Source organism: Micromonospora sp. LOL_021 (genome assembly GCF_048060215.1).
Lineage (GTDB): Bacteria > Actinomycetota > Actinomycetes > Mycobacteriales > Micromonosporaceae > Micromonospora_E.
Map to the genome: position 1 here is coordinate 46,161 of NZ_JBHMIN010000009.1, position 24,750 is coordinate 70,910.

The window sequence follows — 24,750 nt, forward strand, 5'->3', positions numbered from 1 at the left end:
TCGCGAACGCCGCCGCCCGTGCGCGGTGCGCGACTTCCTGTCACCGCCCCTGTTACAGCCGGGATTCGATGGTGGCGATGATCCGCGGGCGCAGCTCGGCGGCGCTGATGACGGCGTCCACCGAGCCGACCTCGACGGCACGCCGGATGTCGTGGATCCGGTCGAACTCCGTGGCCACCTCGCCCAGCTTCTCCGCCCGTACCGACGACCGCAGCTCGTCGAGCTCGGCGGCCAACGCGGCGCGATCGGTGCCGACCGCGGCGGCCACCCGGGACTCCAGGTCCCGGATCCGCGGGTCGCGGGCGGTACGGGCGTCCACTTCGCCGGAGAACACCACCGCGGCGGCGGGAGCGCCACCGAGTACCGACGCGAACGAACCTTCCAGCGCGAGCACGGTCATGGCGGGGTTCAGCGCCTTCGAGAAGACCACGAAGGCGCCACCGTGGTACCGCGAGATCACACAGAACACGATCGGCCCCCGGAAGTTCACGATCGCCCGGCCGATCTCGGCGCCGTACTCCAGCTGCAGCTTGCGCATCGACTCGGGCGAGCCGTCGAAGCCCGACAGGTTGGCCAGCACCACCAGCGGCCGGTTGCCGCTGGCCGCGTTGATCGCCCGCGCGGCCTTCTTCGACGACTGCGGGAACAGCGTGCCGGCGGTGTAGGTGTCCGGGCCGTCGGTGGGCGGGAAGCCACGCCGCGGCACCGTCCGCGATTCGATGCCGAGCAGGCAGGCGGGGATGCCGCCGAGATGGACGTCCTGCACCACGGCGGTGTCGGCGTCGGCCATGCCCGCCCAACGTTCCAGCACCGGGTGGTCCTGGTCGGCCAGTGCCCGCATCACGGTCCGGATGTCGAACGGCTTCTTGCGGTCCGGGTTCGCCTCGGCCGAGAAGATCTCCCCGACAGTGGTGAAGTCGCTGCCGGCCAGCGTGTGCGGAAAGGTGGAGACGTCGCGGTCGGTGGGGTCGGTGGTGACCGCCCGCCGGGGCCCGGTCTCACCCGGTACGACGTACGTGTGGTCGTAGTGGGCCAGCAGCACGTCCCGCGCGGCGGTCAGGCTCGGCGCCCAGTACTGTGCCTGCCCGTTCGGCCCCATCACCCGGTCGTAGCCGCCGATGCCGAAGTTGTCCTCGGCGGACACCCCGCCGGAGAAGTCCAGCGACTGCTTGCCGGTGAGCACCATGGCCGAGTCCGGCGTCATCACCAGGATGCCCTTGGTGTGCATGAGCATCGTCGCCTCGGCGTTCCAGTACGGCTGCGCGCCGACGTTGATCCCCGCGACCACGATGTTGATCTCACCGCCGGCCTGGGTGAACTCGACGATCCGTTTGAGCGCGGCGGCCACCCAGTCCATGTTCTCGGTGCCCGACTCCATGGAGATCCGGGCCCCGGCGGACAACGCGTACCACTCCACCGGCACCCGCATCCGCTCGGCCAGGTCCAGAGCCGCGATGATCCGGCGGCACTCCGGCTCGGACAGGGCACCGAGCGACTTCGTGGGATCGCCGAACAGCACCACCCGGGTGACACCCTCGGGGTGACGGGCGGTGACCGTGCTGACCACGCCGGCGACGATCGCCGCGCTGTTGGCCCCCTTCGCCCGGTCGACCGGCACCAACGCGTTGTCGTCGTCGAGGTCGTGCTCGACGAAGTCGCCGAGCCGGCCGGTGAGTTCGTACGGGTACACCGTGTTGCGGCTGCTCGCCCGCAGCACCTTCAGCCGGTAGTCGTCCAACGGCTCGACCGGCTCGACCGGCGGCTCGCCGACGACCAGTTCGGCGCCGCCGGTGGCGTCGAAGGCGATCCGTACCGCCATCTTCGTCAGCTCGCCGGTCGCCCGGTCGCGTTGACGCCCGATGAACAGGATCTCCTCCAATCCGGCGCCTGCGGTCGTCGGGCGCATCCGCCCGGCGATCATCTCCATCTCCTGCCGGGTGAGGTCGTTCGGCGGCCAGACGTAGATCACGATCCGGTTGGTGGTGAAGCGGGTCTTCGACGGTCTGCCCGACTGGGCCCGGCGGATCGAGTCGAGGCAGGCCGCGACGGTGTCCTCGGTGGTCGGCAGCGACACCAGGCGTCCATCGTGGTCACGCAGCTGGGTCAGGTCACGTACCTGTGCGAACGCGACGAGACGCTGGTCCGACGGGTTCTCCCGCGCGACGCACTGGAAAAGATAGACCTCCTCGTCCAGCGAGGGCAGCCGGGTCAGGCCGAACTTGCGCAGCCGCTCCAGCTGCATGCGCTGCGCGATGTACGGGTGCAGGCCGCGGATCAGCCGCTCCTCGACCATCCCCTGGCTCGACGGGCGGAATGTGAAGTGGTGGTGCATCACCGCGCCGGCACGGCCCGCGATCGTGGTGGTCACCCGGCGGACCTGGGGCGGCAGCGGGTGCGCGGTGACGACGTCGAGCAGCGCAGCCGCCATCGCGTCGAAGTCCTCCGGCTGGTTCTCCCAGGCGAGATAGATATCCGCGTCGATAGACTCCCGGCCGACGGCCAGCTCGGCGAGCCCGTCGAGTGCGGTGCCCAGGGCGTCGATGGCCACGGCGGCGGTGACCACGCTCGAGTCCGCCCGCTCGGCGACCACGAAGGTGCAGCCGGCGACCTGGTGGGCGTGGACCGCGGTGAGCCCTTTGTTGCCGTAGTACCGGCGGGTCAGCACCTCCAGCATGACCGCGTTGTCGAGGTGGTCACGGACGATCCGCTGGCCGAGCAGCCGGACCAGGGGCTCGGTGCTGCGGACCATGTCGGCGATGCGCTCGGCGCGCTCCGGCGTCTCCGGGTGGGCGTCCAGGTGACGCAGGTGCGCGCGGACCCGGGCGTAGACGGTGGCCCGGTTGCGGCGCAGCAACGGCTGAGCGAACCAGGCGAACACCACGCCCCGGGCAAGGTCGGCGATCACCGGGAAGCGGACCTGCGTGGCGGCGACCAGCCGCTCCAGGGCGAGACCGGCGGGCTCGTGCAACGACTGGCCGGGCGGCGGCTCCCGTAGCCACGCGCGCAGCAGTGTCGCCACGACGGTGGCGTCGGCTGCGGCACGCTGCAGAGCGAGGAAGATCCGGAAGACGGCGGCTTCGAGATCGGCGGAGCGCTCCAGATCGGTGACGCCGTAGTGGCTGAGCGCCTTGGCGAGCTTGGTCTGGAACGCGTCCGGCAGGCCGGCCCGTTCGACGTCGAGGCTCTGCAGGTAGGTGTGGAAGTACTCGCGGTCGCTGTGCACGTGCCCGTCGCCGCCGTCAACGTCGGTCGGCCGGTTGCGGCTCAGCTCGGCGAGGTCGGCGAAGACCTCGACGAGATCGATCTCAGCGGCCAACGGCCGGTCGCCGTCCTCGGCGGCGGCCCGGCGCGCGACGAGATAGTCGTCGAGGACGCGGCGGTCGTCGTGCGGGTCGACGTCGAAGCCGAGGAGCAGCCCGCGCAGACCCTCCTGACCCCGCCGGCACCGTTCGGCCGGCGGGAGCGCCCCGGACACGGCGGGCATGTCCAGCTCGACGGGCGCGGCCGCGGCGGCGTCGGTCCCGGTTGCCGCGTCGTCCGCGACCGGCTCCAACCTCAGCAGCGGTGCGCCCGCCTCGACCTGGTTTCCGACCGACACGGCGGATTCCTTCAGCCGGGCCTTGAACGGTGCCCGCAGCACCGTCTCCATCTTCATGGCCTCGAGCACCAGCACCGGTGCGCCCGCCTCGACCTCGGCACCGACCGGCACCGGGGTGGCGACGACCAGAGCGGGCATCGGTGCGCGGAGCACGCCGCCCTCGTCGCGGCTGACCCGGTGGGTCACCCCGTCGACCTCGACCAGGTGCACCGGCCCGTGCGTTCCGGTGATTAGGCGGTGCCGGCTGCCGTTGACGACGATCTGCCCGGTGTGCCGGTCGAAGCGGTCCAGCTCGACGTCGGCGCTGTGCACGACGTCGGCCACCTCGATGCCGACGCGGAACCGGTACGCGCCGGTCCGCGCCACCCGTACCCGGTAACTGACGCTCCGCAGCTTGAGGTCCACCGGTCGGCCGCTGGCGTGCTGCACCTGTGGACGTCCGCCGGACGCGGTGGCCAGCAGTCGCTGCCGTTCGACGCGCTCGTCGGCCTCGTAACCCTCGATCGCGGCGGCGGCGAGGGCTACGGCGACGTGCCGGTGCGCGACGAGCCGGCCCGCACCGCGGACCCGGTCGATCCACCCGGTGTCCGCGCTGGCGTCGATCACCTCGGGCTGATCGAGCAGGTCGATCACGAAGCTCTTGTTCGTCGCACCGCCCTCGATGATCACGGTGGTGTTCGCCATCGCCCGGCGCAGCCGGCCGAGCGCCTCGTCACGGTCCCGTCCGTACGCGATGATCTTGGCGATCATGGAGTCGAAGGCGGCGGGGATGGTGTCGCCCTCGCTGACCCCGGTGTCCACCCGGATCCCGGGCCCGGAGGGCAGGTCCAGCCGGGCGATCCTACCGGGCGACGGCGCGAAGTCGCGGTCCGGGTCCTCGGCGTTGAGCCGGGCCTCGACGGCGTGCCCGCGCTCGACCGGCGGGTCGCCCTCCAGCCGCCCGCCCGACGCCACGTGCAGCTGCGCCTTGACCAGGTCGAATCCGGTGGTGGACTCGGTGATCGGGTGCTCCACCTGCAGCCGGGTGTTGACCTCGAGGAACGCGAACATGCGGTCACCCGGGTGGTAGAGGAACTCGACGGTCGCCGCGCCCCGGTAGCCGACCGCGACGGCGAGCCGTTCGGCCGACGCCTTGAGGTCGGCGGCCTGCGCCGGGCTGAGCACCGGCGACGCCGACTCCTCGATCACCTTCTGGTTGCGCCGCTGCACCGAACAGTCCCGTACGCCGAGTGCCCAGGCGGTGCCCTGACCGTCGGCGATCACCTGGACCTCCACGTGCCGGGCACCGGTGACCAGCCGTTCCAGGAACACGACGCCGCTGCCGAACGCGCGGGCGGCTTCCTGGCTGGTGCGCTCGTACGCGTCGACGAGCTCGGCCTCGTTGGTGATCACCCGGATGCCGCGCCCGCCGCCACCGGCGGTCGCCTTCAACATCAGCGGGTAGCCGATGCCGCTCGCCGCCGCCACGGCGGCCTCCAGGGTTTCGACCGCGCCCCGGCTCCACGGGGCGACCGGCACGCCGACCTCCTCGGCGATCAGCTTCGCGCCAATCTTGTCGCCGAGCTGGCGCATCGCGTGCGCGCTCGGTCCGACGAAGGTGACGCCGGTCTTCTCGCACAGCTCCGCGAACGCCGGGGACTCGGCGACGAAACCCCAGCCGACCCACGCCGCGTCGGCGCCGGTCGCCACCAGGGCTCGTTCCAGGACCGCCAGATCGAGGTACGGCCGGGCGGACGCCGGCCCGAGGTCGTAGGCGATGTCCGCCTCGCGGACGAACGTCGCGGTACGGTCGACGTCGGTGTACAGGGCGACTGTCTCGATCCGCGCCCCGGTCTCGGCAGCCAGCTCCCGGACGGCGTGGATGAGCCGCATCGCGGCCTCACCACGGTTGACGATGGCAATGCGGCTGAACACCCGATCGGCCCTCCGGTACGCCTACGATCCACGCGTCGCTGATGCGACTCCGACAGGATCACCCTTACGCCTGCCGGCTGGAAACACCATAGGGCGTCCGACAAAGTAACGACCATGTCACTCAATGCGGTTCCCGGCACCGGTGGCGGCCGGACGTCTCGCCGGGGCTCAGGCCAGCGTGCTCGGTGCGGCGGTGGATGCCGGAGCGGTAGGTCCGACCTGGGCGGATGCCGGTGCCACGGCGACGCCGTCCGGGGTGGCTGAGGTCGCCGCTGCCGCGGCGGCGGCCGGGACGTCGGCGCCGTGCGGCGGACGGTAGGGGCGACACGACGCGCGGACCACCAGCTCGGTCGGCAGTCTGATGTGGGTGTCCCGCTCGACGCCGGCGATCAGGTCGACGAGCAGACCCAACGCCTCGGCCCCCATCCGCTGCAGGGGCTGCATGATCGTGGTCAGCGGCGGGTCGACCGACGCCGACTCCGGGATGTTGTCGAAGCCGATCACCGAGAGGTCGTCGGGCACCGTCAGACCCATCTCCTGAGCGACGTTCAGCGTGGAGATCGCTGACAAGTCGTTCCCCGCGAAGATGGCGGTCGGCCGGTCCGGCAGGGCCAGCAGTTCGGCCGCGGCGCCGGCGGCGCTCTCGATGCGGAACCCACCGACCCGTACGAGTGTCTCGTCCACCGGGACGCCCGCGTCGGCCATCGCCTGACGGAAGCCCGCTTCGCGCAGCCGCGCCGACTCCAGGTCGGTCCGACCGATGATGTGCCCGATCCGGCGGTGGCCGAGGGAGAGCAGGTAGTTGGTCGCCAGGATGGCGCCGGCGAAGTTGTCGGAGTCGACGGTCGGCAGGCCGGACGGGCCGGTGTGCGGGTCGACCGCCACCACGTGGAAACCCTGCTTGGTCTCCACCACGGTCGGCGTGACGATCACGGCACCGTCGATGAGCGTGCCGGAGAGCCGGGCCAACGACCGGCGTTCCCAGCCGACGGCCGTACCGGCCCCGTCCCCGCCGGAGTAGGCCAGCAGCTGGTAGCCGGTGCCGGCGACCTGCTTGGAGGCACCCTTGAGCAGCTCGGTGGAGAAGGGTTCGAACTCGGCGACCAGGATCCCCAGCACGTTGGTGCGATGGCTGCGCAGGCTCTGCGCTCCCAGACTCGCCTCGTACCCCAGCCGGTGGATGACCTGCTGCACCCGCTCGACCGTCGCCTGCGCAACGCCATAGCGACCGTTGACGACCTTCGATACCGTCGCCACGGAGACGCCGGCCGCCCGGGCCACGTCCGACATCTTCACACGCTGCGAGAACTCCACGCCGACGATGATAGGGGTCCGGCGGCGGCGCGTCACCGCCGAGTCGAAAACGTTATCGATACCGATTGACACCGCGTTACGCGGCTGTAAAACTCCCCGACAGGCCAAGCACCCGACTGACCAGTCGAGGAGAACATGATGGCAATACCGCGCCGCGCAGGCGCCGTCCTAGCGCTCTTTCTGACCAGCACCCTGCTAGCCACCGGATGCAGCAACGGTGACGACAACACCGAGCCCGCTGGCGAGCTGTACGAGAACCCGGTGACCCTGACCTGGTGGCACAACGCCTCCCAGGACGGGCCCGGCAAGGAGTACTGGGAGAAGGTCGCCAACGACTTCTCCGCGCTCCACCCGACCGTCACGATCGAGATCGAGGCGATCGAGACCAACCAGTTGCAGCGCACCCGGCTGCCCGCCGCCCTGCTGAGCAACGACCCGCCGGACATCTTCCAGGCCTGGGGCGGCGGCGAGCTGCGCGAGCAGGCCGAGGCCGACTACCTCAAGGACATCACCGACCAGGTGCAGGCCGAGGTCGAGAACATCGGCTCCTCGGTGGAGATCTGGCAGGCCGACGGCCGACAGTACGGCCTGCCGTACCGGATGGGCATCGAAGGAATCTGGTACAACAAGGACCTGTTCGCCCAGGCCGGCATCGACGCTCCCCCGACCACCTTCGACGAGCTCAACGACGCCGTCACCAAGCTCAAGGCGATCGACGTCATCCCGATCGCCCTCGGCGCCGGCGACAAGTGGCCGGCCGCGCACTGGTGGTACAACTTCGCCCTGCGCGCCTGCTCGGTGGAGACCCTCCGGTCGGCCACGATGGAGCTGAACTTCGACGACCCGTGCTGGGTGAAGGCCGGCGAGGACCTGCAGGCCTTCATCGCCACCGAGCCGTTCCAGGACAACTTCATCGCCACCCCGGGTCAGAACGACCCGACCAGCGCCAACGGTCTGCTCGCCAACGGACAGGCCGCCATGGAGCTGATGGGCGACTGGAACCGGGGCACGCTGGACACGGTCGCCTCCGATCCGGATGCGCTCGCCGAGTTCATCGGCTGGTTCCCCGTTCCGGCGATCGCCGGCTCCGCCGGTGACCCGGCCGCGGCCCTCGGCGGCGGTGACGGCTTCGCCTGCGCCAAGAACGCTCCGGCGGAGTGCGTCGAGTTCCTCAAGTACATCGTCAGCCCCGAGGTGCAGACGGGTTACGCCGAGACCGGCACCGGTCTGCCCGTGGCCCCGGAGGCGGCGGCGGCCGTGACCGACCCCGCGCTCCAGTCGATCCTGCAGGCCACGACCGACGCCAGCTACGTCCAGCTCTGGTTGGACACGGCCTTCGGCAGCACCGTCGGCAGCGCGATGAACGACGCGATCGTCGCGATCTTCGCCGGCAACGGCTCGCCCGAGGACGTCGTCACGGCAATGAAGTCGGCCGCAAGCAAGTGACCACGATCAGCCGAAACCCGAGCCCCGCCGGCGGCGCCACCGCGCCCCCGGCGGGGGTCCGGCGTGCCGGGCGCCGTTCGTCCCGCGCGGCCGAGACCCGACGCAAGTGGTACGAGATTATCGGACTGACCACCCCGGCGGTGATCGTCTACGTGATTTTCGTGCTGGTCCCGATGGGCTTCGCGTTCTACTACAGCCTGTTCCGGTGGCGGGGAGTCGGGCCGCCCACCGACTTCGTGGGCCTGAACAACTACGTGCTCGCCTTCCAGGACCCGATCTTCCGCGACGCGCTGCGCAACAACGCGTTCATCGTGATCGGATCGCTGGTGGTGCAGGGTCCCATCGCCCTGGGCATCGCGCTGCTGCTGAACCGGCCGTTCCGCGGCCGTACGGTGTTCCGCCTGCTGGTCTTCGTGCCCTACGTGCTTGCCGAGGTCACCGCCGGCATCATGTGGAAGTTGCTGCTGACCGACGACGGCACCGCGGACGCGCTGCTGCGATCGGTGGGGCTGGGTGGCCTGGTGCGGCCCTGGCTCGCCGACCTCGACCTGGTGATCTGGACCCTACTGTTCGTCCTCACCTGGAAGTACGTCGGCTTCGCGATCATCCTGCTGCTCGCCGGTCTGTCCAACGTGCCGACCGAGCTGACGGAGGCGGCCGAGATCGACGGGGCCGGCTGGTGGCAGATTCAACGCCACATCACCCTGCCGTTGCTGGGGCCCACGATCCGGATCTGGATGTTCCTGTCGATGATCGGCTCGCTGCAGGTCTTCGACGTGATCTGGGTGACCTCGGTGCCCGCGGTACGTTCGTTGGGCGCCTCGGCCACGATGGCGACCTACATGGTGGACAACGGCTTCTTCGCCCGGCTGTGGGGCTACGGCAACGCGATCGCCGTGATCCTGTTCGCGATCTCGTTCGTCGCGGCGCTGTTGTTCCAGCGCTTCCTCCTCCGCCGGGACATCGAGGGCGCAGTGACCGGAAGGAGGAACTGACCGTGACCGCAGTCGCCGCTCCCCGCGCCAAGCGCCGCCGGGATTCGTCGTGGGGCAGTCCGCTCACCTACGCGCTGGCCCTCGCGGTGGCCGGGGTGTCGATCGTACCGGTGATCTACGTGATCATCGGTGGCTTCCGTACCACTCCGCAGATCATCGCCGACCCGGCCGCGCTGCCCGATCCATGGGTGGTCGACAACTACGTCCGGGTGATGACCGAAAGCGATTTCTGGCTGCAGACCGTCAACAGTGCGATCGTCGCCTTCGGCACGACACTCGGCGTCGTGACGCTGGGGCTCTGCGCCGCGTTCGTGCTCGCGCGGTACACCTTCCGTGGGCGGGAGGTCCTCTACACCTTCTTCACCCTCGGTCTGCTCTTCCCGGCCGGGGCGGCGATCCTGCCGCTCTACCTGATGCTGCGCGACATGAACCTGATCAACTCCTACTTCGCGGTGATCCTGCCGCAGATCGCCTTCGCGCTGCCGCTCACGATCGTGATCCTGCGTCCCTTCCTGACCGCGGTGCCCCGCGAGTTGGAGGACGCGGCGGCGATCGACGGTACGGGGCGGCTCGGCTTCCTCTGGCGCATCATGCTGCCGCTGTCGCGTCCCGCTCTCGTCACCGTCGGGATCCTCGCGTTCGTGACGAGCTGGAACGCGTTCCTGCTGCCGCTGCTCGTCCTCGGTGACGCCGACCAGCACACCCTGCCGCTGGGCGTGCAGAACTTCTCCAGCCAGTACACCTCGGACACCGCCGGGATCCTCGCCTTCACGTCGATGGCGATGCTGCCGGCGCTGCTCTTCTTCACGATCGCCGAGAAACAGATCGTCGGGGGTCTGCAGGGTGCCGTCAAGGGCTGACCGGCCCCGGCACGTACAACGGCCGTGCCCGCGACGACGTGGCACGCGCACGACACGGAAAGGCACAGCATGACTGAGGTCCGCGCGACGGTGGACGGGGGCGAGCCGGTGCAGACCGGTCCGCACCACGACCGGCCGGAGCGGCCCGACCGGCGCAACGAACCCGACGGCGAGGCCCGCGTCCGGGACCTGCTGGACCGGATGACGGTCCAGGAGAAGGTCGCGCAGCTGGTCGGTTTCTGGGAGAAGGAGGACGGCGAGTCGGTCGCCCCGATGCAGGGTGAGTTCGGCGCGGCCGCCCGGCTCGAGGACTTCTCCCGGCACGGGCTCGGCCACGTCACCCGGGCGTACGGCACCCGCCCCGTCGACCCGGCCGCGCGCGCGGCCTGGCTCTGGAAGTTCCAGTCCGAGCTGGTGACGGGGACCCGGCTCGGCATTCCGGCGATCGTCCACGAGGAGTGCCTGACCGGCCTCTCCGCGTGGCAGGCGGCGACCTTCCCGACACCGCTGGCGTGGGGAGCCGCCTTCGACCCCGACCTGGTCGCCGAGATGGCGTCGGCGATCGGCTCGTCGATGCGGACCCTCGGCGTGCACCAGGGCCTCGCACCGGTGCTCGACGTGATCCGCGACCCACGCTGGGGCCGGGTCGAGGAGTGCATCGCCGAGGATCCGTACCTGGTCGGCACGATCGGCACCGCGTACATCCGGGGTCTGCAGTCACAGGGGGTGCACGCCACCCTCAAGCATTTCGTCGGCTACTCCGCCTCGCGGGCCGGACGCAACTTCGCTCCGGTGTACGCCGGCCCACGGGAGGTCGCCGACGTGCTGCTGCCCCCGTTCGAGATGGCGCTGCTCGACGGCGGTGCCCGCTCGGTCATGCACTCGTACGCCGAGATCGACGGGGTGCCGGTCGCCGCCGACCCGGCCATGCTCACCGGTGTGCTGCGGGACCGGTGGGGGTTCGACGGTGTGGTGGTGGCCGACTACTTCGGCGTGGCGTTCCTCAAACTGCTGCACCACGTCGCGGGCGACCACACCGAGGCGGCGGTCCAGGCGCTGACCGCCGGCGTCGACCTCGAACTGCCGACCGGCGACGCCTATCTGACGCTGCCGGAGGCGGTCCGCTCCGGCCAGGTCGACGAGGCACTGCTCGACCGGGCCGTGCTGCGGGTGCTGCGCCAGAAGCAGGAGCTGGGGCTGCTCGACGCCACCTTCAGCGAGGATCCGCCCCGGGAGATCGACCTCGACTCGCCCGAACACCGGGCGATCGCCCGTCGACTCGCGGAGCGGTCCGTCGTCCTGGTCTCCAACCAGGACGTCCTGCCACTGCCAGCGGGTCGCCGGCTGGCGGTGATCGGGCCGAACGCCGATCTGGCCAGTGCCCTGTTCGGGTGCTACTCGTTCGTCAATCACGTGCTGCCGCAGCATCCCGGGGTGGCGGCCGGGATCGAGGTGCCGACGGTTCTCGACGCGATGCGGGCCGAGTTCGGCGCCGAGCTGGTCAGCTGGGCGCACGGCTGCGACGTCGACGACGCCGACCGGTCCGGCTTCGCGCCGGCCGTCGACGCAGCTGCCGCCGCCGACGTCGCCGTACTGGTCGTCGGGGACCGGGCCGGGCTGTTCGGGCGCGGTACGGTCGGCGAGGGCTGCGACACCGACGACCTGGAACTGCCCGGGGTGCAGCGCGACCTGGTCGAGGCCGTGCTGGCCACCGGCACCCCGGTGGTCCTGGTGCTGCTCACCGGGCGGCCGTACGCGATCGGTTGGGCACTGGACCGGTGCGCCGCGGTGGTGCAGGCGTTCTTCCCCGGGGAGGAGGGCGCGGCGGCGGTCGCCGGGGTGCTCTCCGGGCGGGTCAACCCGTCCGGCCGGCTGCCGGTCAGCCTGCCCCGGTCGGCGGGGGCGCAGCCGTACTCGTACCTGCACCCGGCGCTCGGTGAGGGCAACGAGGTGACCAACCTGTCGGTCACCCCACCGGCGGTGTTCGGCCACGGGCTGTCCTACACCACGTTCGCCTACTCGGAGCTGACCGTGCCGGCGACCGCGCCCACCGACGGGGCGCTGGTGGTGACGGTACAGGTGACGAACACCGGGGCGGTCGCCGGCGACGAGGTGGTCCAGCTCTACGGCCACGACGTGGTGGCCTCGGTGACCCGGCCGGTGGCGCAGCTGCTCGGCTACCGCAGGGTCCATCTCGAACCGGGTCGGACGGTCACGGTCGAGCTGACCGTGCCCACCGCCCGGCTGGCGTTCGCCGACCGCACCCTGACCCGGGTGGTCGAGCCCGGCGAGGTCGAGATCTGGGTGGGCACCAGCGCGCAGCGGCTGGCGCAGGGGCGGACCGACCTGGTCGGGCCGACCGTGCCGGTCACCAACGCGTCGCCCCGGTGGACGGCCTCCGAGGTGCGCTGACCATCCATCTGTCGGCGAGCTGAGCTTCCACTGGGTGAAAGCGGGGGTCCCGGGTGGGTTGAGCCACCAGGACCATACGACCGTACCGCCGTCGTGAGCCAGGGAGGTCAGTCACATGCCGTTCGCCCGCAATCAGTGGTACGTGGCCGCGTACAGTAACGAGGTCGGACGGGAGCTGCTCGCCCGCACCGTCCTGGGTGAGCCGTTGGTGCTGTACCGCACCACCGCCGGCACGGCGGTGGCGCTCGCCGACCGGTGTGTGCACCGGCGCTTCCCGCTCTCGCAGAGCCGCCTAGACGGCGACCGGATCGTCTGCGGCTACCACGGCTTCACCTATGACGAGACCGGCAGCTGTGTCTTCGTGCCGGGCCAGCAGCGCATCCCCCGCACCGCGCGGGTCGCCGGGTACCCCGTGGTCGAACAGGACACCCTGGTGTGGGTGTGGATCGGCGACGCCGAGCCCGACCCGGCGACGATCCCCCGCGCGCCGTGGCTGGACGACCCCGGATACACGGTGGTGCGCGGTATGGCACCGCTCAACGCGCGGTACGGCCTGCTGGTTGACAACCTGATGGACCTGTCCCACGAGACCTACCTGCACGGCGGCTACATCGGCACACCCGAGGTGGCGAACACGCCGATCACCACGACGGTGGACGAGGAGAAGGGCGTCGTCCACGTCAGTCGGCACATGGACGACGCGGAGTGCCCGCCCTTCTACGCCCGGTCGACCGGCATCCAGGGCCGGATCACCCGGTGGCAGGACATCGAGTACCACCCGCCGTGTCTCTACCTGCTGCACAGCCGGATCGCCCCGCAGGGGCTGTACCCACCGGCTGACGGCCCGGACAGTGCCGCGTTCCACGCCGAGATCGTCTATGCGATCACCCCGTCGACCGAGCACACCACCTACGACTTCTGGGCGGTGGCGCGGGACTTCGCCATCGACGACGAGTCGGTCAGTGAGTACCTGTACCAGAGCAACCACACGGTGGTCATGCAGGACGTCACCGCGCTGAACGCCCTAGAGCAGGTGATCGCCGCCGAACCGGAGCGGTACCAGGAGCTGAGCATCAACATCGACACCGGCGGCCTCGCCGCCCGCCGTCTCATCGAACGGATGATCGGGGCACCGACGGTAGGGGCGTCCCGGTGACCGTCTCCGACGGCCTGCCCACCGGCGACCGGCTGTACCGGATCCACTGGCTGCCCGGCACCGACACCCTGCAGGGCACCTGCCACTGCGGTGCCGAACGGACCGCCGACGATCCGGTGGAGTTGTGGCAGTGGCTGCTCGACCACCCGCGTGACCACCTCGCGCCGCCGGCGGTGCCGGCGGCGCGGCGCGCCCCGGCGGGTGCCGCCCGTCGTACCTCGGTGCCGGCATGAGCGCTGACAGTCCGACCACGACGCAGCTGGTGGTCGCCGGCCGGGAGCAGGTGGCGGCCGGCGTCGTCGTGCTGACCCTGTGCCACCCGACCGGTGGTGAGCTGCCCGGCTGGTCCCCCGGCGCGCACGTCGACCTGGTGCTGAATCCGGGTATTACCCGCCCGTACTCGCTCTGCGGTCAGCCGGGCGACCGCGCCACGCTGCAGCTCGCGGTGCAGCTCGAACCCGGCGGACGGGGCGGCTCCCGGCACGTCCACGAGCGGCTCCTCCCCGGCACGCAGGTGCTGGTCCGCGGGCCGCGGAACAACTTCCCGCTGGTCACGGCGGAGCGGTACCTGTTCATCGCCGGCGGCATCGGCATCACCCCGATCCGGCCGATGGTCGCCGCCGCCGACGCCGCCGGAGCCGACTGGCGACTGGTGTACGGCGGGCGCAGCCGCGCCACGATGGCGTTCGCCGACGAGTTGCGGCAGCGCTACGGCGACCGGGTACGCCTGTGCCCACAGGACGAGGCGGGCCTGCTCGACCTGGCCGAACTGCTCGACGCCCCGGGTGACGGGCTGGTCTACTGCTGCGGGCCGGAGGCGCTGATCGCAGCGGTGGGGCAGCGGTGCCGGGCGTGGCCGGCGGGCAGCCTGCGGGTGGAGCGGTTCACGCCGTCGGGCGGCGCCATCGTCGACCACGACGGCGGCGTCGACCGGCATGACGGCGACCGGGCAGACGACCGCGACGGGCCGGGCACCGACGGCGAGGTCGAGGTGGAATTGGCGCTGTCCGGTCGAACGGTGTCCGTGCCGCCCGGGACGTCGATCCTGGCGGCGGTGGAGCAGGCAGGTGTCGCGGTGCTCTCCTCGTGCCGCGAGGGCACCTGCGGCACCTGCGAGGCCACGGTGCTGGCCGGGGTGCCCGAGCACCGCGACAGTCTGCTCACCGAGGAGGAACGGGCCGCCGGTGACACGATGCTGATCTGTGTCTCCCGGTCGCGTACCCCCCGACTCGTACTGGAGCTGTGAGCTGTGACCGGCCGACGGCGATGATGGCGGGATGGGGACGCAGCCCGGCCGGTCGGTCACCAGCAAGGTGCTGGCGCTGCTCGCCGCGTTCAGCCCGGCCGACCCGGCGCTGACGCTGAGCGAGCTGGCCAGACGGGCCGGACTGCCGGTACCCACCGCGCACCGGCGGGTCGCGGAGCTGGTCGACTGGGGCGCGCTGGAACGCGGCGCGGACGGCCGTTACCGGATCGGGCTGCGGCTGTGGGAGGTGGGCTCACTCGCGCCACGTGGACTGGGTCTGCGGGAGCTCGCCCTGCCGGTGATGGAGGACCTGTACGAGGTGACCCGGGAGAACGTCCAGCTCGCCGTACGCCAGGACCTGGAGCTCGTCTTCGTCGAACGGATCGCCGGCCGACACGCGGTGCCGGTGCTGACCCGCGTCGGCGGCCGCTTCGCCCTGCACGCCACCGGGGTCGGGCTGGTGCTGCTCGCGCACGCGCCGGTGCCGGTGCAGGAGCAGGTGCTCGACGCTCCGCTGGAGCGGTACACCGAACGGACCATCACCGACCCGGCAGCGTTGCGCCGGCAACTCGCCGAGGTGCGGCGGGCCGGTTACGCGGTGAGCGACCGGCAGGTGACGATGGACGCCCTGTCGGTCGCCGCGCCGATCACCGGGCCCGAGGGGGTACTCGCGGCGATCTCGCTGGTAGTGGCCTACGACCGGGCCGACCCGGTGGCCCTGGCACCACTGGTACAGGCGGCGGGACGGGCGATCTCCCGGGCGGTCGCCGGGCCTAATGCCCGGTAGCCGCGACGGACCCGGCCGCGGTCAGTCGGGAAACGCCACCAGCCGCAGGATCCGCGCCAGCCACTGCCGGTCCTCGGGGGTGACGCCGGCCAGCAGGTCGGCCTCGGCCGCCCGCGCGGACTCCTGGGCCCGGGTGAAGAGCGCCCGGCCGGCGTCGGTGGCGACCAGGACGTTGGCCCGCCGGTCGGCGGGGTCGGTGCGCCGCTCGACCAGGTGACGCTTCTCCAGGTCGTCGATGAGAGCGACCACCTGACTCGGGTCGAGACGGAGGAACTCGGCCAGCTCCCGCTGGGTAGGGCGGGTGTCGTGGACGGCCAGCGCGAGGACGGAGAAGGATCGGGCCTTCAGACCGTGTACGGCGAGGGCCGAGTTCGCCGCCGTCAGGCTGAGGGCGTTGGCTCGGGCGAGCAGGAAGCTGAGGTCTTCGCCGAGAAGACTGTGCCGTAGGCCGGCGGTTCCCGCCGGCCGGGGCTTCTCGCTCGCGGTCATGGCGACCATGGTAGCAAGCTTCGACAATAATTGACTTCCTCAACGGTTCGTGATTCGATCGGGTGCGACGCGAAGGAGTTCCCGATGTCCCTGGACGGCAAAGTCGCCATCGTCACCGGTTCCGGCAAGGGTCTCGGCCTGGCCTACGCCCAGCAGCTGGCCCGACAGGGTGCCGCAGTGGTGGTCAACGACGTCGATGCCGACGCCGCGAACCAGGCAGTCTCGGCGATCGAGGCGGCCGGCGGACACGCCGTCGCGCTGGTCGCACCGGTCGGTCCCACCGAGACCGCCGAGGCCCTCGTCGCCACCGCGGTCGAGCACTTCGGTCGACTCGACATTCTGGTCACCAACGCGGGAATCCTGCGGGACACCGTGCTGTGGAAGATGAGCGACGAGGACTTCGACACCGTCGTCAACGTGCACCTGCGCGGCACCTTCACCACCGTCCGGGAGACCGTCCGGCACCTGCGGCAGGCCGGCGAGGGCGGGCGCATCATCTGCATCGGCTCCCCGACCGGCCAGCGCGGCAACTTCGGGCAGACCAACTACGCCGCGGCCAAGGCCGGCATCGTCGGCATGGTGCGGACCTGGGCGCTGGAACTCAAGCGGGCCGGCATCACCGTCAACGCGGTCGTGCCGGTGGCCGCGACCGCGATGACCGCCACCGTCCCCTACTTCGCCGCCGCGGTGCGGGCCGCCGACCAAGGCGAGCCGATGCCCAAGTTCTTCCGGCACGATCTCGGCTTCGGTACCGCCGACGACGTGGCCGGACTCATCGCCTTCCTCGGCTCCGACGCCGCTGGCGGCGTGACCGGCCAGGTCATCGGGGTGGGTGGCGACCGCATCCAGATCTGGACCCACCCGGAGGCCGCGCTGACCGCGTACCACGAAGGTGGCTGGTCCTACGACGCGCTGACCGCCGCGTGGCCGACGCAGTTCGCCGACGCGCTGCAGGGCGTCGGCGAACGCTTCCCGGAGCTCCCCGAGGAGTTCCGGACCGACGCCTCCTGACCTGCGGCCGGACGGAGGGTAGCGAGCATGTACCAACCCGCGATCGACCTTGCCGCGATCACCGCGATCGACGTGCACGTGCACATCGAGGTGGACGGCCACGGCCACGCCTCGCTGCCCGAACCGCTCGTCGAGGCGGCGTCGAAGTACTTCCGGACCGACGGCCCACGGCCGGCCGTCGAGGCCGTGGCGCAGTACTACCGGGAGCGCCAGATGGCCGCGGTGGTCTTCACCGTCGACGCCGGCACCCAGCTGGCCCATCGACCGCTGTCCAGCATCGAGATCGCCCGGGCCGCCGCCGACCACGCGGACGTGCTCATCCCGTTCGGCTCGGTCGATCCGCGCGCCGGCGACGCCGCCCTCGAGCTCGCCGCCCGTCTCGTTGAGGACGAGGGGGTACGCGGTTTCAAGTTCCACCCGACCGTGCAGGGTTTCGATCCGAGCCAGGACGAGTACGCGCCGCTGTGGAGCCTCATCGAGAAGGCGGGCGTACCGGCGTTGTTCCACACCGGGCAGACCGGCATCGGCGCCGGCCTGCCCGGTGGATACGGCCTGCGGCTCGGGCTGTCCAACCCGATCCTGCTCGACGCGGTGGCCGCCGAGTTCCCGGATCTGCAGATCATCATGGCGCACCCGTCGGTGCCCTGGCAGGACGAGGCGCTGTCGGTCGCGACGCACAAACCCAACACCTGGATCGACCTGTCCGGGTGGAGCCCGAAGTACTTTCCGGCGGAGCTGGTGCGCCACGCCAACTCGGTCCTGAAGCGCCGGGTGCTGTTCGGCACCGACTATCCGCTGCTCACCCCCGACCGGTGGCTCCGGGACGCCGCGAACATCGACCTCAAACCCGACGTGCTCCCCGGCATCCTGAAGGACAACGCCGCCCGGCTGCTGCGCCTGACCGAATGACGAGGACGAGAGGAATCCCGTGACGACGACTGTCGAGTTCCAGCGGCTCGGTGAACTCACCGGCACCGACCTCGGATACACCGCCTACCGGACGGTCACCCAGGACCAGGTGAACCTGTTCGCCGACGCCACCGACGACCACCAGTGGATCCACGTCGACCCTGAGCGGGCGAAGGCGGGGCCTTTCGGCGCACCGATCGCCCACGGCTTCCTGACTCTCTCCCTCGCCGTTCCGTTCTGGACGGAACTGCTCGACGTGACGGGCGTGTCGACGAAGGTGAACTACGGTCTTGACAAGGTGCGTTTCCCCGCGCCGGTGGTGGTCGGGTCACGGGTACGGATGCGGGCCGTCATCGCCGAGGTCACCCAGGTCACCGGCGGGTACCAGCTCACTGTCGACCAGACGATCGAGATCGAGGGTGGGGCCAAACCCGCGGTCGTCGCCCGGGGCCTGTACCGCTTTTACGCCTGAGCCCCGCCGTCCGCTCCCACCAGTAGTCCGCTCCCCCACACCAGGAGGCCGCCGATGCATCAGCACGGAATCGGCACCTGGCTGTCCAGGCGCCGCCGGACCGCACCGGACCGGATCGCCCTCGTGTACGGCGAACAGCCGGCCATCACCTACCGGCAGTTCGCCGACGGGGCGGACCGGATCGCCGCAGTACTGCGAAACCTCGGCATCGGCAAGGGGGACTCCGTCGCCTACCTCGGCGAGAACAGTCCCGAGTTCCTTGAGACGATGTTCGGCACCGCCCAACTGGGTGCCGTGTTCGTACCCGTCAACACCCGGCTCGCGCCACCCGAGTTCGCTCACGTCCTCACCGACAGCGGTGCCGCGGTGCTGCTGCACGATCCCGAGTTCGCGCCCCGGCTGGCCTCGGTCGTCGGCACCGTACCGACCCGGCACGTCGTCGTCACCGGGGCCGGCACCGCGCAGCGTCCCGGCCTCGACTCGTTGCCGGGCGACGCCGCACCGGGCGACGCCGCAGACGTCACCCCGGACGACCCCGCCGCGATCATCTACACCTCGGGCACGACCGGCCGGGCCAAGGGCGCGGTGCTGACCCACGGCAACCTGACCTGGGTTGCGATCAATACCATCGTCGACTACGATGTCGTGTCCACCGACGTCGCGCTGATGATCTCGCCGCTGTTCCACGTCGCGTCGCTGGGCATGGGCGCGCTACCGGTCGTGCTCAAGGGCGCCACCCTGGTGCTGGAGAAACGGTTCGAACCGGGGCGGGCGCTCGCCCAGATCGAGCGGCACCGGGTGACCATGCTCAGTGGGGTGCCGACCACCTACCAGATGATGGCCGACCACCCGCAGTGGCCGTCGACCGACCTGTCGACCCTGACCAAGCTCACCTGTGGCGGGTCGGCCGTCCCGACCCGCATTCTCAACGCCTACGAGGAACGCGGCCTGTCCTTCTCACAGGGGTACGGGATGACCGAGACGTCACCGGGCGCCACCGCGCTGTCAGCGGCGATGACCCGGGCGAAGCAGGGCAGCGTCGGCCTGCCCCACTTCTTCACCGATGTCCGGGTCACCGACGAACGTGGTGAGCCGGCTACGGCGGGCACCGTCGGCGAGATCGAGATCACCGGCCCGAACGTCTTCGCCGGCTATCACGGGTTGCCCGAGGAGACGGCCCGGTCGTTCACCGCGGACGGTTGGTTCCGCAGCGGCGACCTCGGCTACCTGGACGCCGACGGCTACCTCTACATCGTCGGCCGGCTCAAGGACATGATCATCTCCGGCGGCGAAAACATCTACCCGCCCGAGATCGAACTCCTGCTCGGTGAACTGGACGGGGTGACCGGGGTCGCGGTCATCGGGGTGCCCGACCCGCAGTGGGGCGAGGTGCCGTGGGCGATCATGACGGTCCGGGAAGGCACCGTCGTCAACCTCGACATGGTACGCGACCACCTGGACGGCAAGGTCGCCCGCTACAAGCTGCCCAAGAACGTCGTCATCGTGACCGAGCTGCCCCGGACCGCGTCGGGGAAGGTGCGGAAGGCCGACCTGCGGGCCCGGTTCGGCGGCTAGGCCCGGAGCGGGTGGCGAGCGCGGCGAACTCCGCGTCGGACTCGGCGGCCAGCCGCTCGTGCACCTGCCGGTACACCTGCGTCGATTTCGTCGCCGGCCAGTCGTCGGGCATGAACTCGCGGGGTAGCCGCGGGTCGACACGCAGCAACGCGAGCCAGTCCGCGACGAGCATCGTCCGCACCGTCAGGGCACTCGGCGCCTGCGTCACCGCACCCGGGTCGTCCCAGACCTCGATGAACGCCAGGTGCTCGCGCCGGATCGCCTCGATGTCCCACGCCGACCGGACGCTGTCGGCGATCGGGAAATCCGTGAACTCCCGCGCGTGGAAGGCGATCACCGTGTTCGGCGGCAGGTCCTGGCGCAGCGGTTCCAGGGAGCCGGCGAGGTCGACCTCGCCGGGCGCCAGCCACAACCCGTCGCGCAGTGGCGCGAAGCCCTCCCAGGTGAGGGTCGACCGTAGCCGGTGACGGAACGTCCGCTGGCCCTCCGGGATGGTGAAGGTGACCAGCGTCCATCCGGTGCCCTGCGGATCGAACGGGTGCGGGCCGCGGACCCGGTCCGTCGCCTCGCGCAGGACCGCTGAGCCGTGTCCGGTCAGGGCGAAGGAGATCTCCCGACCGCTTCTGCTCCGCGCGAGGATGCCGCTGTGTACGAGCCGGTCCAGGGTGGCCCGGGTCGCCGGGGCGGCGACGCCGGCTCCTTCGAGCACCCCGATCAACGCGCTGGCCCGGATCGGACCTGGATCGTCGTCGACGACGTACTCACCGAAAAAGGCGAGCAGCAACTGCTTCGGCTGACGGCTGCGCACGGTCATCCCCCGGACGGATCGATCGACGGTACGATCATGGCGCCACGGCCTGCCCCCGTTTGGCCCGTTGGATCTGGTCGTACACGTGCGTCCGCAACTGGGTGAAGCGGGGCAGCGCCCGGGTATTGATCTGGTCGCGGCCCGATGGGAGGTCGACGGTCAGATCCTCCTGCACCCAGGTGGGCGAGCTGGACAGCACGAGCACCCGTTCACCCAGGTAGATCGACTCGTCGATGTCGTGGGTGACGAAGACGATCGACATGTTGCGCGAGGTGTGCAGCTCACGTACGAGATCCTCCAGGTCGGCCCGGGTCTGGGCGTCCACTGCGGCGAACGGCTCGTCCATGATCAGCACCTCCGGTTGGTACGCGACGGCGCGCGCGATCGCCACCCGCTGCTGCATCCCACCGGACAGTTGCCACGGATGGCTACGGGCGGCGTGACCCAGGCCCACCGCTTCGAGGGCGTCGGCGACCAGCTTCCCCCGTGCCGCGCTGGACAGCCGCTTGTGGCGCAACGGCAACTCGACATTGCCGCGGACCGTCAGCCATGGATAGAGGCTGCGGCCGTACTCCTGGAAGACCACGGCCATCGCCGGGCTCGGGCCGGTCACCGGGGCCCCGTGCATCTCGACCCGGCCGCTCGTCGGCCGTAGCAGACCGGCGAGACACTTCAGCAGGGTCGTCTTGCCACAACCCGACGGCCCCACGACGCAGAGCAGCTCACCGGCGTCCATGGTGAAACTGATGTCACCGATCGCTTCGACGTCGCCGGTGGCCGATTCGTAGACCTTGCGCAGGTGCTCCACCTGCAGCAGGACATCGCGGTCAGGCACGGTTGACCTCCCTGATTCCGTGGTACCAGCGCAGCACCCGCCGCTCCACGACGCCGAACGTCACGGCGAGCAGGACACCGACGAGACCGAGCAGCAGGATGCCGCTCCACATCTCGGCGATGAGGTAGTTCCGTTGGAAGTAGGCGATCCGGTACCCGAGACCAGCGGACGAGGCGAACATCTCCGAGATGACCATCAGGATGAGCGCCACCGACAGGCTCTGCCGCACGCCGGCCATGATGCGTGGGCTCGCCGCGGGCAGTACCAGGAACCAGAGCCGCTCCCACCAGGTGACCTGGAACGACTCCGCGGTCTCCGACATGACGCTGTCGATCGCCCGGACCCCGTCGATCGTGTTCAGCAGGACGGGCCACAGTGCGCCGGAGACGATCACCACCACCTTCATGGTGTCGGTGATCCCGAGCAGCAGCATAACGACGGGGATCAGCACTGGCGGCGGGATGGCCCGGAAGAACTCCAGCAGTGGTTCGAGCAGCTCACGCAGCCAGCCGAACAGACCGATGAGGGTGCCGGCGGCGACACCGAGCACGATCGAGGCGAGGATCCCCAGGGCGAGCCGGTACAGGCTCGGCAGCACGTCCTCGACGAACGCCGCGCCGACCCAGGTGTCGATGAAGGATTCGGCGATCGCGACCGGTCCGGGGAAGAACCTGTTCGTCGACGAGGTGGACAGCACGCCCCAGAGCACCAGCAGCAGGAACGGCAGACCGAGCGAGTAGAGGAACCCGCCGACGACACGGCGCCCGACGCCACGACGCCTACCCGGTCGGCCGGTGCCCGGGACGGTCCGGGCGGTCATCGGGACGGTCCGGGTGCTCACTGGACCTGCTCCCCTCGTACCGACTGGTGCCACGACAACGATCGGCGCTCGATGTACCGGAAGACCAGGTTGACGCCGAGCCCGAGCAGCCCGGTGACCACGACGAAGGCGTACAGCCCGGTGGCGTCACCGGCGGACCGGGACAGTTCGATCAGTTGGCCCAGGCCCGGGTTGCCGATCACCATCTCGGCGGTGATGGCGAGGATGAGCGCGACCGCGGCGGCCAGCCGGACGCCGGTCATGAGGTACGGCAGCGCGGTCGGCAGGACGAGGTACCACAGACGTTCCCGACGGGTCAGGTCGAAGCTGCGAGCGGTGTCCCGGGCGACCGCGTCGACGTCGGCGACGCCGTAGATCATCTGAACGAACACCTGCCAGAACGACGCGTAGATGATGATGACGAGGGCGGCCCGCATCTGGATGCCGAACATCAGGACGGCGAGCGGGATGAGGGCGACCGACGGGATCGGGCGCAGGAATTCGACCATCGTGTGGGTGGCGCGGCGCAGGAAGGGCACCAGCCCGACGACCGCGCCCAACGCGACCGCCGCGGCCGTCGCCACCGACAGGCCGATCCCCCACGACGTCATGGTGAGCCCGAGCCGACGCCAGAAGGCGAGGTCCCGGAACTCCTCGACCAGCCGGACGAGCACATCGGTGACGTACGGCAGGTACTGCGAATTGACCAGTCCCAGGGTCGGGACCAGCTGCCAGACGAGGAGGAACCCGAGCAGGCCGACGCCGCCCAGCAGAACCTTGCGCGGCGAACGGGGACGCCGGATGGACAACACGTGCATGTCGCTCCCGTGGTGGGCGGTCCCGCCCGCTCGCGGTGGGTGCCGGAGCGGGTGGGACCGTACGGCTACTGCTGCTGGATGAGGCGGTCGAAGTCCGGCTGCTCGTCCAGTACGCCGTACTCGCCGGCGAGCGACGCGAGCGTCTCCAGGCTCGCCCGGTCCAGGTCCCAGCCGAACTCCGGCAGCCGGACCGAATCGGCGACCGCCTCGGGGAGCTCGAGGTTGTCCTTGATCGCCTGCCGGACGTCCGCCTCGTTGGCAGGGTCCTGCGCCCACTCGAGCGTCTCCTGCATCGCCGCCGAGAAGTCGCCGATCAGCTCAGCGTCGGACTCGAGGCTGTCCGCGAGAGTGATCGTGGTCAGGGTCGCCAGCCCGGGGATGACCGCCTGGTAGGGCTCGACGACGACGGCGTCGCCGCGGTCGCGCAGCTGGGTGACGAACGGCTCCGGCACCCACGCCGCCTCGATGTTGCCGGCTTCGAGCTGGGCCGGGACGTCGGGGAAGGCGACCTCGACGAACTCGATCGTCGTCGGGTCACCCCCGTCCTGCTCCACCGCCGCCATGATCGTCACGTCGCCGGCCGCGCCGAGGCTGTTCACCGCGACCCGACGCCCGGCGAGCTCGGCGGGACGGGTGATGCCGGACGCCGCGGACGCCACCACGGCGTTGATGTCGTCGCCCTCCGCGTACGAGGAGGCGTAGTTGCCGATGAGCACGACGCCGAGGTCCTGCACATCGGCGCGGAACGGGCCGAACGGCTGGCCGATGGCGAAGTCGATGTCCCCGTTGATCAGGGCGGGGATCGCCTGGGCGCCACCCTGCGCGGGCAGCACCTCGACCTCGATCCCCCGCTCGGCGAAGATGCCGGCTTCGATGCCGCCCCACAGCGCGGCGGTTTCCGTGATCGGCAGCGCCGCGACCCGGATTTGACGCAGCTCGCCGTCCGTCTGGTCGTCGGTCGAGGTCGAGTCCGAGTCGGTGCAGGCGGTAAGGGCGAACGCCATGGTGGCGATCAGCCCGAAGGTAAGTGTCTTCTTCACTGACGAGGCCTTCCGGGACGGAGGTCGTGGGGTGCGTCAATCCCGGCAGTAGGCCCACCCCGCGCAGATACGTATCAATGTGAGCGGAGTCACCCTGCCGTGGTGGCCATGCTCGACCACGAGGCCGCTAGATGTCAACAAAATCTGACGACCGTCACGGAAAAGTTGAATATCGCTGCCTGGCGGTCGCGCTACGCGGCCGCGCCGGACCGGCGATTCCGGTCCGGCGCGGCCGTCGCCCCGGG

General features: G+C 70.6%; 20 protein-coding genes. 12 read left to right on the forward strand and 8 right to left on the reverse strand.

Features of this window, described 5'->3' with window-relative positions; translation table 11 throughout:
- Positions 1-52 precede the first annotated feature (52 nt).
- Positions 53-5,512, reverse strand: a complete 5,460-nt coding sequence (locus ACFHWT_RS08790) for a biotin carboxylase N-terminal domain-containing protein (RefSeq protein WP_416594091.1) — start codon at positions 5,510-5,512, stop codon at positions 53-55.
- Positions 5,513-5,680: 168 nt separating this feature from the next.
- Complete coding sequence (locus ACFHWT_RS08795) at positions 5,681-6,826, reverse strand: LacI family DNA-binding transcriptional regulator (protein WP_416594092.1); 1,146 nt, start codon at positions 6,824-6,826, stop codon at positions 5,681-5,683.
- A 138-nt stretch (positions 6,827-6,964) separates the two neighbouring features.
- Here ACFHWT_RS08795 and ACFHWT_RS08800 point away from each other — a divergent pair, with 138 nt between their 5' ends.
- The 8 genes from ACFHWT_RS08800 (at position 6,965) to ACFHWT_RS08835 (ending at position 15,728) form a co-directional block, all read left to right on the forward strand.
- The gene (locus ACFHWT_RS08800; protein ID WP_416594093.1) at positions 6,965-8,272 is read left to right on the forward strand and encodes an ABC transporter substrate-binding protein; all 1,308 of its coding nucleotides are present in this window, start codon (positions 6,965-6,967) and stop codon (positions 8,270-8,272) included.
- Positions 8,269-9,267 carry a carbohydrate ABC transporter permease gene (locus ACFHWT_RS08805; protein WP_416594095.1) on the forward strand — a complete coding sequence of 333 codons (999 nt, stop codon included), beginning with the start codon at positions 8,269-8,271 and terminating at the stop codon, positions 9,265-9,267. Before ACFHWT_RS08800 ends, ACFHWT_RS08805 begins: the two co-directional genes overlap by 4 nt.
- A gap of 2 nt (positions 9,268-9,269) precedes the next feature.
- Complete coding sequence (locus ACFHWT_RS08810; RefSeq protein WP_278169519.1) at positions 9,270-10,127, forward strand: carbohydrate ABC transporter permease; 858 nt, start codon at positions 9,270-9,272, stop codon at positions 10,125-10,127.
- A gap of 69 nt (positions 10,128-10,196) precedes the next feature.
- Entirely contained in the window at positions 10,197-12,539 is a 2,343-nt protein-coding gene (locus tag ACFHWT_RS08815) for a glycoside hydrolase family 3 N-terminal domain-containing protein (RefSeq protein ID WP_416594096.1), read from the forward strand.
- A gap of 115 nt (positions 12,540-12,654) precedes the next feature.
- On the forward strand, positions 12,655-13,695 hold the full coding sequence (locus ACFHWT_RS08820; protein WP_416594097.1) for a Rieske 2Fe-2S domain-containing protein: 1,041 nt from the start codon (positions 12,655-12,657) through the stop codon (positions 13,693-13,695).
- Entirely contained in the window at positions 13,692-13,928 is a 237-nt protein-coding gene (locus ACFHWT_RS08825; protein WP_416594098.1) for a hypothetical protein, read from the forward strand. The genes ACFHWT_RS08820 and ACFHWT_RS08825 overlap by 4 nt, the downstream gene beginning before the upstream one ends.
- On the forward strand, positions 13,925-14,941 hold the full coding sequence (locus tag ACFHWT_RS08830) for a PDR/VanB family oxidoreductase (protein WP_416594099.1): 1,017 nt from the start codon (positions 13,925-13,927) through the stop codon (positions 14,939-14,941). The genes ACFHWT_RS08825 and ACFHWT_RS08830 overlap by 4 nt, the downstream gene beginning before the upstream one ends.
- 31 nt (positions 14,942-14,972) lie before the next feature.
- Complete coding sequence (locus ACFHWT_RS08835) at positions 14,973-15,728, forward strand: IclR family transcriptional regulator (RefSeq protein ID WP_416594100.1); 756 nt, start codon at positions 14,973-14,975, stop codon at positions 15,726-15,728.
- A 21-nt stretch (positions 15,729-15,749) separates the two neighbouring features.
- Here ACFHWT_RS08835 and ACFHWT_RS08840 read toward each other — a convergent pair whose 3' ends face one another.
- Positions 15,750-16,217: a MarR family winged helix-turn-helix transcriptional regulator gene (locus tag ACFHWT_RS08840; RefSeq protein ID WP_416594101.1), complete on the reverse strand. Its 468-nt coding sequence runs from the start codon at positions 16,215-16,217 to the stop codon at positions 15,750-15,752.
- Positions 16,218-16,301: 84 nt separating this feature from the next.
- Between ACFHWT_RS08840 and ACFHWT_RS08845 the strand changes: the two genes are divergently transcribed.
- From ACFHWT_RS08845 to ACFHWT_RS08860, 4 genes are read left to right on the forward strand one after another with little or no spacing between them, the layout of a single operon-like run.
- Positions 16,302-17,228 (forward strand): SDR family oxidoreductase, encoded by a 927-nt coding sequence (locus ACFHWT_RS08845; protein ID WP_416594102.1) that lies wholly within the window; start codon positions 16,302-16,304, stop codon positions 17,226-17,228.
- 27 nt (positions 17,229-17,255) lie between these two features.
- The gene (locus tag ACFHWT_RS08850) at positions 17,256-18,137 is read left to right on the forward strand and encodes an amidohydrolase family protein (protein ID WP_416594103.1); all 882 of its coding nucleotides are present in this window, start codon (positions 17,256-17,258) and stop codon (positions 18,135-18,137) included.
- Positions 18,138-18,156: 19 nt separating this feature from the next.
- On the forward strand, positions 18,157-18,609 hold the full coding sequence (locus ACFHWT_RS08855) for a MaoC family dehydratase (RefSeq protein WP_416594104.1): 453 nt from the start codon (positions 18,157-18,159) through the stop codon (positions 18,607-18,609).
- Positions 18,610-18,663: 54 nt separating this feature from the next.
- Positions 18,664-20,184, forward strand: coding sequence for an acyl-CoA synthetase (locus tag ACFHWT_RS08860; protein ID WP_416594105.1), 1,521 nt, complete (start codon positions 18,664-18,666; stop codon positions 20,182-20,184).
- On the opposite strand, the gene ACFHWT_RS08865 is transcribed toward ACFHWT_RS08860, so the two are convergent.
- The 5 genes from ACFHWT_RS08865 to ACFHWT_RS08885 all read right to left on the reverse strand — a co-directional run bounded on the left by ACFHWT_RS08865 (position 20,108) and on the right by ACFHWT_RS08885 (position 24,505).
- Complete coding sequence (locus ACFHWT_RS08865) at positions 20,108-20,998, reverse strand: PaaX family transcriptional regulator C-terminal domain-containing protein (protein ID WP_416594106.1); 891 nt, start codon at positions 20,996-20,998, stop codon at positions 20,108-20,110. The two genes, ACFHWT_RS08860 and ACFHWT_RS08865, sit on opposite strands and share 77 nt — an antisense overlap.
- A gap of 28 nt (positions 20,999-21,026) precedes the next feature.
- Positions 21,027-21,827 carry an ABC transporter ATP-binding protein gene (locus tag ACFHWT_RS08870; RefSeq protein WP_416594107.1) on the reverse strand — a complete coding sequence of 267 codons (801 nt, stop codon included), beginning with the start codon at positions 21,825-21,827 and terminating at the stop codon, positions 21,027-21,029.
- Positions 21,820-22,668: an ABC transporter permease gene (locus ACFHWT_RS08875; protein WP_416594108.1), complete on the reverse strand. Its 849-nt coding sequence runs from the start codon at positions 22,666-22,668 to the stop codon at positions 21,820-21,822. Before ACFHWT_RS08875 ends, ACFHWT_RS08870 begins: the two co-directional genes overlap by 8 nt.
- Positions 22,665-23,465 (reverse strand): ABC transporter permease, encoded by an 801-nt coding sequence (locus ACFHWT_RS08880; protein ID WP_416594109.1) that lies wholly within the window; start codon positions 23,463-23,465, stop codon positions 22,665-22,667. The genes ACFHWT_RS08875 and ACFHWT_RS08880 overlap by 4 nt, the downstream gene beginning before the upstream one ends.
- Positions 23,466-23,530: 65 nt before the next feature.
- Positions 23,531-24,505: an ABC transporter substrate-binding protein gene (locus ACFHWT_RS08885; protein ID WP_416594110.1), complete on the reverse strand. Its 975-nt coding sequence runs from the start codon at positions 24,503-24,505 to the stop codon at positions 23,531-23,533.
- Positions 24,506-24,750 lie beyond the last annotated feature (245 nt).

What these genes read in the sequence shown, in the direction of transcription:
- ACFHWT_RS08865 (WP_416594106.1), bottom strand. Translation starts at nt 20,998, where the DNA reads ATGACCGTGCGCAGCCGTCAGCCGAAGCAGTTGCTGCTCGCCTTTTTC.
- ACFHWT_RS08880 (WP_416594109.1), bottom strand. Translation starts at nt 23,465, where the DNA reads ATGCACGTGTTGTCCATCCGGCGTCCCCGTTCGCCGCGCAAGGTTCTG.
- ACFHWT_RS08845 (WP_416594102.1), top strand. Translation starts at nt 16,302, where the DNA reads ATGTCCCTGGACGGCAAAGTCGCCATCGTCACCGGTTCCGGCAAGGGT.
- ACFHWT_RS08840 (WP_416594101.1), bottom strand. Translation starts at nt 16,217, where the DNA reads ATGACCGCGAGCGAGAAGCCCCGGCCGGCGGGAACCGCCGGCCTACGG.
- ACFHWT_RS08800 (WP_416594093.1), top strand. Translation starts at nt 6,965, where the DNA reads ATGGCAATACCGCGCCGCGCAGGCGCCGTCCTAGCGCTCTTTCTGACC.
- ACFHWT_RS08815 (WP_416594096.1), top strand. Translation starts at nt 10,197, where the DNA reads ATGACTGAGGTCCGCGCGACGGTGGACGGGGGCGAGCCGGTGCAGACC.
- ACFHWT_RS08835 (WP_416594100.1), top strand. Translation starts at nt 14,973, where the DNA reads ATGGGGACGCAGCCCGGCCGGTCGGTCACCAGCAAGGTGCTGGCGCTG.
- ACFHWT_RS08850 (WP_416594103.1), top strand. Translation starts at nt 17,256, where the DNA reads ATGTACCAACCCGCGATCGACCTTGCCGCGATCACCGCGATCGACGTG.
- ACFHWT_RS08830 (WP_416594099.1), top strand. Translation starts at nt 13,925, where the DNA reads ATGAGCGCTGACAGTCCGACCACGACGCAGCTGGTGGTCGCCGGCCGG.
- ACFHWT_RS08860 (WP_416594105.1), top strand. Translation starts at nt 18,664, where the DNA reads ATGCATCAGCACGGAATCGGCACCTGGCTGTCCAGGCGCCGCCGGACC.
- ACFHWT_RS08820 (WP_416594097.1), top strand. Translation starts at nt 12,655, where the DNA reads ATGCCGTTCGCCCGCAATCAGTGGTACGTGGCCGCGTACAGTAACGAG.